This window comes from Paenibacillus sp. FSL H7-0716, assembly GCF_038002705.1.
Classification (GTDB): Bacteria; Bacillota; Bacilli; order Paenibacillales; family Paenibacillaceae; genus Paenibacillus_AQ; species Paenibacillus_AQ odorifer.
The window spans coordinates 157,204-164,512 of record NZ_JBBODA010000013.1 but is presented as its reverse complement, the minus strand read 5'-3'; the positions used below and the strand labels follow the sequence as shown (position 1 = coordinate 164,512).

The 7,309-nt window shown below is 46.5% G+C and carries 7 protein-coding genes; 2 read left to right on the top strand and 5 right to left on the bottom strand.

The window, feature by feature from the left end; all coding sequences use genetic code 11:
- Window positions 1–75: 75 nt before the first annotated feature.
- The gene (locus MHH60_RS18015) at window positions 76–1,230 is read right to left on the bottom strand and encodes a phosphodiester glycosidase family protein (protein WP_076137751.1); all 1,155 of its coding nucleotides are present in this window, start codon (window positions 1,228–1,230) and stop codon (window positions 76–78) included.
- 234 nt (window positions 1,231–1,464) lie between these two features.
- Here MHH60_RS18015 and MHH60_RS18010 point away from each other — a divergent pair, with 234 nt between their 5' ends.
- Window positions 1,465–2,052 (top strand): histidine phosphatase family protein, encoded by a 588-nt coding sequence (locus tag MHH60_RS18010; protein WP_038568983.1) that lies wholly within the window; start codon window positions 1,465–1,467, stop codon window positions 2,050–2,052.
- Between the two features lie 77 nt (window positions 2,053–2,129).
- Window positions 2,130–2,948, top strand: a complete 819-nt coding sequence (locus MHH60_RS18005; RefSeq protein WP_081387703.1) for a GGDEF domain-containing protein — start codon at window positions 2,130–2,132, stop codon at window positions 2,946–2,948.
- 65 nt (window positions 2,949–3,013) lie between these two features.
- Here the strand turns inward: MHH60_RS18005 and MHH60_RS18000 are convergent, their stop codons facing one another.
- From MHH60_RS18000 to MHH60_RS17985, 4 genes are all read right to left on the bottom strand, one after another.
- Window positions 3,014–4,246, bottom strand: coding sequence for an SLC45 family MFS transporter (locus MHH60_RS18000; protein WP_076137725.1), 1,233 nt, complete (start codon window positions 4,244–4,246; stop codon window positions 3,014–3,016).
- Between the two features lie 4 nt (window positions 4,247–4,250).
- Window positions 4,251–4,988 carry a glycerophosphodiester phosphodiesterase gene (locus tag MHH60_RS17995; protein WP_076104695.1) on the bottom strand — a complete coding sequence of 246 codons (738 nt, stop codon included), beginning with the start codon at window positions 4,986–4,988 and terminating at the stop codon, window positions 4,251–4,253.
- A gap of 103 nt (window positions 4,989–5,091) precedes the next feature.
- On the bottom strand, window positions 5,092–5,958 hold the full coding sequence (locus MHH60_RS17990; RefSeq protein WP_076137723.1) for an STM4011 family radical SAM protein: 867 nt from the start codon (window positions 5,956–5,958) through the stop codon (window positions 5,092–5,094).
- Window positions 5,955–7,304 (bottom strand): STM4012 family radical SAM protein, encoded by a 1,350-nt coding sequence (locus MHH60_RS17985; protein ID WP_076137721.1) that lies wholly within the window; start codon window positions 7,302–7,304, stop codon window positions 5,955–5,957. The genes MHH60_RS17990 and MHH60_RS17985 overlap by 4 nt, the downstream gene beginning before the upstream one ends.
- Window positions 7,305–7,309: the final 5 nt, after the last annotated feature.

Below are 7,309 nucleotides of genomic sequence, written 5' to 3'. Positions count from 1 at the left end.
GTAGCCGAGCAGTAGCTGTAGCTGAGCCAAATCGCAAAGCTCAGCGCTCGCAACTAATCGTCTGCCCAGGAGATTTTATTGATATTTGACTACAATCGCATTGCTGATCTGACGCCCAGGGGACGTAAGATATTTGCCGTTGTAGTAGAGCCCGCTGGATGCACCACCATCCAGATTCATGGCTTGATACGCTCCAGCTTGCTTCATCATTTCTGCCAGCTGTGGGATGGTGGCTCCACCAGTGGTCAGCAGAATGAGCTTATGGTCGCGTGTTAATCCGAGCGCGCTGCGTGCTCCGCCGCCGGTTAAGATTTTCGGATCTTTGAAGCCTTCTGCCGCGACATTAAGGGATACCTTACCGTTCACAAGAAGACGCGGACCGGCTTGAAGAGCTCCTTCCATAGAACCGGAAGCGAAGCGGCTTGTGAAATCCAGCCCAGGAATCAGTGTCGCCAGATGGTTGCTGTCATAGGTGAAAATCGTCCGGCGATCCCCGGAGCTGTTTTTAAGCATTTTTCCGCCGCTGACAATGTAGCCGTATGGAGCTTTGTATGCTCCTTTTGTATAGGCATCAAAAAATGTTCCGTTAATGGCAACTACGGCATTATTACGTTTAGCCAGACTGCTTAGGTCCTCCACTTTTCCAACCGTATTTCCAGCCAGTACGACATCAAGTTTCACCTTAGGATGCAGCAGGGACACTGTAACTGTCTGGGCTTTGAAGGATCTGCCGCCAACCTTGAAGGTTTTACTAGCGCTGACAACTGGTGACGAATCCGCTTTGATTAGTGCACCGGACTGTACAGGAACAGTGGTTGCAATATCATTACTCTTAAGGGTTAATGAAGAGGCTTCCTTATCCCAAGTTAATTGAATGCCAAGCGTTGTACTGATAAAAGACAACGGGATATATACCGTGCCATTATCACTGAAAGCAAGATCAGTTAGTGTAACCGACTTTTCATTGACGAGCGCAGCGGTTTGACCTAATGTAAGCGTAATGGTGGTGTCTGCATTCGTAATGCTTATACGTTTTTCGTTAGGATTCCATACAGACTGTATACCAGTGAAGCTATTTAAGAGACGCAGTGGTATGTATGAATGGTTATTCTTGTCCACATAGACGGTGTTTTTAGGAACTGGTGTTGCACCAACAGTGGATGGGCAAGTGGCGACAAGTGGAATGAGCAGTAAGAAGGTAAGAAACAGAGTGGACCCTAGCTTTTTCATCATAAACAATTACTCCTTATCTTGTAGCTGTTGTAAAAAACGACAAGGTTTATTATACCTCATGTTCAAAAACTTGGATAACCTTTATTTTTAAATGTTCATAGGGTGAATCTGATAGAATATAGATTATATTATTTATATTAGTACTGAAATTGTACTGAGATTAGCACCATAACTAGCACAATAACCAGCATCACAACGGCCACTAGACTCATTAGCTAAAAGGAGATTTTTATGACTACAATAGGTTTAATTCGCCATGGAAGTACCGCGTGGAATAAAGAAGGCAGAGTGCAAGGGCATACGGATAATTCATTGGATGCTGAAGGTCTGCAACAGGCACAACTACTGGCTGAACGTCTCAGCACAGAACAATGGGATTACATATATTCAAGCGATTTACTCAGAGCGCGGCAAACGGCAGAGGTTATTGCAGAAAGATTAGGCCTTGAGATCACGGGTTTAGCGCCGGGCATTCGAGAGATGTATGCGGGACTTATTGAAGGAACTACGCAGCAAGAGCGGATTGAACGCTGGGGAACCGATTGGAAGACGTTAGATTTGGGTTTGGAAACTCCAGAAGCCAGCGAGCTCAGAGGCAGCGAAGTGATTGAAGAAATTGCGGCGAGACATCCAGGCAGTCATATTCTGATCGTTAGCCATGGTGCGATTTTACGCAGTAGCCTTAGAAGACTACTTCCAGAACTGGACGGCACAGTATTATTGAACAATACGTCAATTACGCGAATAACAAAATCCGAATCGGATGGCTCATGGAACTGCGAGTTATATAATTGTGCGCGGCATTTGGAGAAAGAGTAAGTGTTCAGATAATGTTCAGAGCTTTTTTATATATTGGTATCGCAGTACAGTAAGCTAATTATTTGTAGTTCAGAAGGATGTGCGAATTAAAGGTGGTAGAGGTTCAGATTTATTTACAAACGTTAATGTCCATTATCATCGCAGGGGTTGTAGGTTATTTAGTATTGAGATTTTACCGGGATGTTGCTAGTAAGGAACCAAAACAAAGAGCGGTTTATACGGGCCTTTCCATTATAACTATCGTCGTTGGATTGTGGGCAATGCATCAGCTAGGCAAAAAATCCTTAGAAGAAACTATAGAGGTCAATGGGGGGATTTTCACTCCGTTATTGATATACGCGCTTACGATAGCTGTTTTAATGTTTTTGCTTACACGGTTGAACCTTGTTTTGGCGGAAAGAGAGCAGCTTAAGGAACTTGCCTATAAGGATGGCTTAACGGGGCTGTTAAACAAGAATGGAATGGATCACTTTTGGGATCGCTGCAAAGTAAATGAGCAACTAGCTGTATTGTTTATGGATTTGAACCGTTTCAAATCCATCAATGACAGCTTAGGACATCATGTGGGCGATTTACTGCTGCAAGAGGTGGGAGGAAGGTTAAGTCAATTTTCCAGCAAAAGAAAACGCCATATTTTCCGTATAGGCGGTGATGAATTTGTGATCGTAGCTAAAGGCTGCAATCAGAAGGAAGCGGAGCAGTTAGCGGTGCAGATTCTGGAGAAGACGACCAGACATTATCAGCTGGGAGAGCACAACCTCTTTGTATCTGCGAGCATAGGCATCAGCATTAGTCATGGCAAGGTGGATCATTTCAGGCTGCTGCATGAGGCAGATACAGCGATGTACACCGCCAAACAGCTCGGTACAGGTCGTTATTCAGTTTATAAAAATTAGTTTGTTAAGTGTAAAATATAAGCGTCAGCCTTGGACATAAATAGATGTCTAAGGCTGACGCTTTTTTAGGCTCCCGGTGTGTGAAACTTGTGGGGCACTTGCTTGCGTCCCTTCATCAAGAAAAGGCAGAGCAGGGCAACCGCCATACTAATCGCTGCTACATAGAACAGGATGGAGTAATCAAAAATATCAATCATTAGCCCCAGCAAAGGTGGTGAGCTGATCGCTGCCAGTGAAGAGACCAAATAATACATCCCTGTTCGAGTACCAATACTTTCCTCAGTCCCCGTAGCAACAACATAAGGATAAGAGTTGATGTTGATACAAGCCCAGAAGATTCCTCCTGTCAGGAGCAACGCTCGAAGCACCAGCAGGTCCTGTGCAAACCCAACAAGCGCAAAGACCGTCATCAGGCCACATACGCCGACGATAATGATCTTCTTTTTCCCGAATCGCCCACCCAGCCAACCGCTCGGAATAGCGAACAGCACAAAGGCAAGGGAGAAGAAGGTAAGGGAGAAGGAGGCTGCTTGTTCACTGAGGCCCAGATGGTTTTTGCCATACAATGTAAACAAGGTTTCGACCCCTTGATAAGCTACAAACCAGAAGAAGATCGCTGCCAGTAGAAAGACTGTAGTACGATCCAGCTGGCCGCGAAAGGAGATTCTGGAAGGATTAACTACTGTCGCAGAAGGGCTCTCCGCTGTATCGGATAAAAGCGTAGGGCTTTTATTCACACCATCCCGTTTTTCTTTGATGAAGCGCGATACGATAAACAGACATAACAGGGTAATCAGTCCAGCAACGAGAAATGGCAGTGCAGGATTTGATTTATAGAGGATCGAACCCACGCCGAAAGCCAGAATTGATCCGAATCCACCCATGAAATTAATTAATCCGTTAGCCTTTGTACGCTGCTCTTCAGGTGTTATGTCGGGCATGAGCGCGACGGTGGGGGAACGGTATAAACTCATGGCTAAATTCATCAGCATCATAAATAAAAGCAGTGTAAATAGTCCGGTATGAAACGGAATCAGCATAGTCAGCACGGCAGCGAAGGGCATACCGATCATAAGATAAGGCATTCTGCGTCCAAAACGCGAGGTCGTGCGGTCACTCCGATTGCCGATCCAAGGCTGCAAGAATAAGGCGAAGTAATTATCAATCGTCATCATGAAGCTGATAAGGGCTACACTATGTACATATTTTTCGAGGAAAAAAGGTACAAATGCGTTATACAGACTCCATGTAATGCTGATGCTGAAAAAGCCGAATCCGAGCAGCCAGACTTTTTTCACACCATCACACTCCCTTGTCAGCCAGAAGTCCAGCGAGTAGGTCTGGATGATCGGTAATAATGCCTGATACACCCGCTTCAATTAAATATTTCATCCGCTCGGGATCATTAACGGTCCAAGGATGGTAGGCGACGCCATGCTTCGCAGCTTCTTCGACGAATTCAGGCAGTACCGCAAAATGATAAGCGTGCAACGCAGTCGCTCCAAGTGTAGCTGCATAATCCCAAGGACGATACAGGCCTTCCCCGTACAGAATTCCAGTTCTGATCTCCGGTGCCAGCGACTGACAGTAAGCTAGTGAATAATGGTTGAAGCTCGAAAAAATGACGCGATCGCTCATCTTGAAATCCCGTACGGCCGCGATCACTTTTTCCTCCATGCCCGGATATAAAAAAGTGCCATTTTTAAGCTCGATATTTAGTATGGTATCTCTACCTTGCAGCAGATCTAATAAATCTTCCAGCAATGGAAGGCGCTCATCTTTGAATTCAGGTCCGAACCATGAGCCTGCGTCCACCTCCAGCAGTTCTGCGAGTGTATGATCCTTCACATAGCCGGTTCCGCTTGTCGTGCGGTTTAGAGTTTCATCATGAATGAGGACTAGGCCGCCATCCTTGGTCATTTGTACATCAGTTTCTATTCCGGTTGCACCCAGCTCAAGACCTTTGCGAAAGGCCGCCATAGTATTTTCTGGACACACTGCCGACGCTCCACGATGCGCAAAATTAATGATGTTGTTCATAAGTTATTGTCCCTCCAACTTTAGTGTTTGCTATGCCCCTATAGATGGGGGCTACTTGTCATATTCCACAGAGAGTAAAGAAACCCTGTCTGGAATTTTAAAATCAGTTGTTCATAGCGCCATAAGGGATTCGTTCCAAAAGTCCATCCTCATAGATGCTCCGCAGCTTCAGCTCGGGCATATGAATATAACCGATATAACAATCGCATACCTTCATTCGGCAGCTTCTAACCGCAGAGAGACCTTCGAGCCCATCACGGTAAAGATTGCCTATGACCCCTCTGTCCTTATAGCAGCGTTTCACAAGCCCAGCGCCCTGTACATAAAAAACATCTTTTCCTGCATTGCAGGCTTGGCCAAGGCTTTCATAATCCATAGCATTCACAGAAAAATGTGGATCAATCTCGCTAAGGAAGGCAAAATCCTCTGCTGTATAATAATCTGGTTTATCTTTGTAAGCATTGACCCATAAGTACACGTTCTCTGGTAATGCAGAGCGAAGTGAAGCTATCGCTGAAAAAGCGCTGCGTATTCCAACGCTTCCCACACTAAACGGAACGTCGTTCTCGTATAAAGTCAAACACTGCGACAGAAATTTATCCTCCCGCACTTGCCCGGGGTGGTAGGTGGCCCAAAAGGCCACTTTTTTACGATTCAGCTGGGAGATGAAATCCAGGTTGGCAGAAAGGTTGGTCTGAATCGCTACCTTCTCTACATGGTCCATATTGGAGAGAGCAATCATTGCTTCTTTGTACCAGCGATGAATTAGCCCTTCGCCATAGGGATTAAAAAATATAGAAAGCCGATGACCTGCCGCACCTTGCTCAGAGGCCCAAGCTACAAAGGCTTCCAGCCCCTGGCGGTCCTTGGCGAGTGTAGCTGCGCTGTCTCTTGTTTTGCCAAAAGGACAATAGGGGCAATCATAGTTGCAGGACGTGAGGGAGCCGCGGTAGTAGAGGACCGCATTCATGGCAATACGAACCTTTCCATCTGCTCTCGGATCTCCCCAGAAATAAACCAATCCCCAATCGAATCAGAGTAACCCATCCCTTCGGTGGTAAGGCGCAGGATGCCATCTTCCTCCTGCCCAAGACCGGAATGAAGCAGGTTGGACAGCTCAGGATAATCACTCCAGAGTGATTGATCGAAACGCTGGCTGTAATCTTCAAGCTTCAGCCCTTCGCTATGTAGAATCGCCTTCAGAATAAAGCGGCGTTTCTGTTCTTCAAGACTCAGTACAATTCCGTAATCCGCAGTATCGTAACGATCCGTCGCAACGTAATCAGCAATAATGCTCTCGGTTGCTTTACGGCTTACCCCATAACGGGAAGCGTAATGCACATGGCGGGTGTAGGATCTGGCTCCGCAGCCCAAACCGACCATTCCTTCTTCTTGGCAACTATAATCGAGAATGGGTTTAGCTGTTCCGGCGTCTTCCTTGGCGAAACGACGCATGGAGTATTGGCGATATCCTCTCGCTCTAAGCAGCTGACCAGCGGCTTTGTAGCAGTCTAGGCGAATATCGTCCTGACGCTGGATATCACCAGGCTTCACAATCGTATGCTCTCGAGTGTAGAGCGGATAGATGAAAATTTCCTCTGGCTCAAAGCTGATCGCTTGATTGAGCGAATATAGCCAAGAGTCGACCGTCTGCCCCGGAAGCCCGTAGATCAGATCTAAATTTAGTATGGGAAAATCATATTTCCCCAGCAGCTCTAGTGCCCGATACACCTCATCCGGATTTTGTGGGCGATAGATGGCTGCCGATTCAGCTGCAACAAAACTTTGGATGCCCATGCTGACCCGATCCACCGTATACTCTTTAAGAATATTCAGCTTCTCTTCGGTAATCGTCTCCGGTGAAGTTTCCACTGAGATGGAGGCTGTATTTGTATCCAGTCCCATCGTATCAACGGCAATATGGAACAAGCGGCGGAGCTGATCTGCTGCCAGCAGGGTGGGAGTTCCACCGCCGATCGCAAAACGGGCATAAGGCCTGTGTCTGGTGAATTCCGCCCATTGCTTTGCTTGGCGTTCCAATGCATCCACGTATGTGGCATGAACATTTGCGCGTTTATCAGGCAGGGTAAATAGGTTGCAGAATCCGCAGCGTGCGCCACAAAACGGAATATGCATATATAGAAAGAAAGATTCCGCAGGCTCATCACGCCAGAGTGTTTCTAGCGGCATCGGAGGCTGCAAATCCCTGTAAGCCGTTTTGTGTGGATAGGAATACAGATAAGAACGGTAAGGGTGAGCAGTAATGCTGTCTTTCCACTTGTGAAGCTCTTCTAAAGAGAAGGACGATAACGTCATATCAG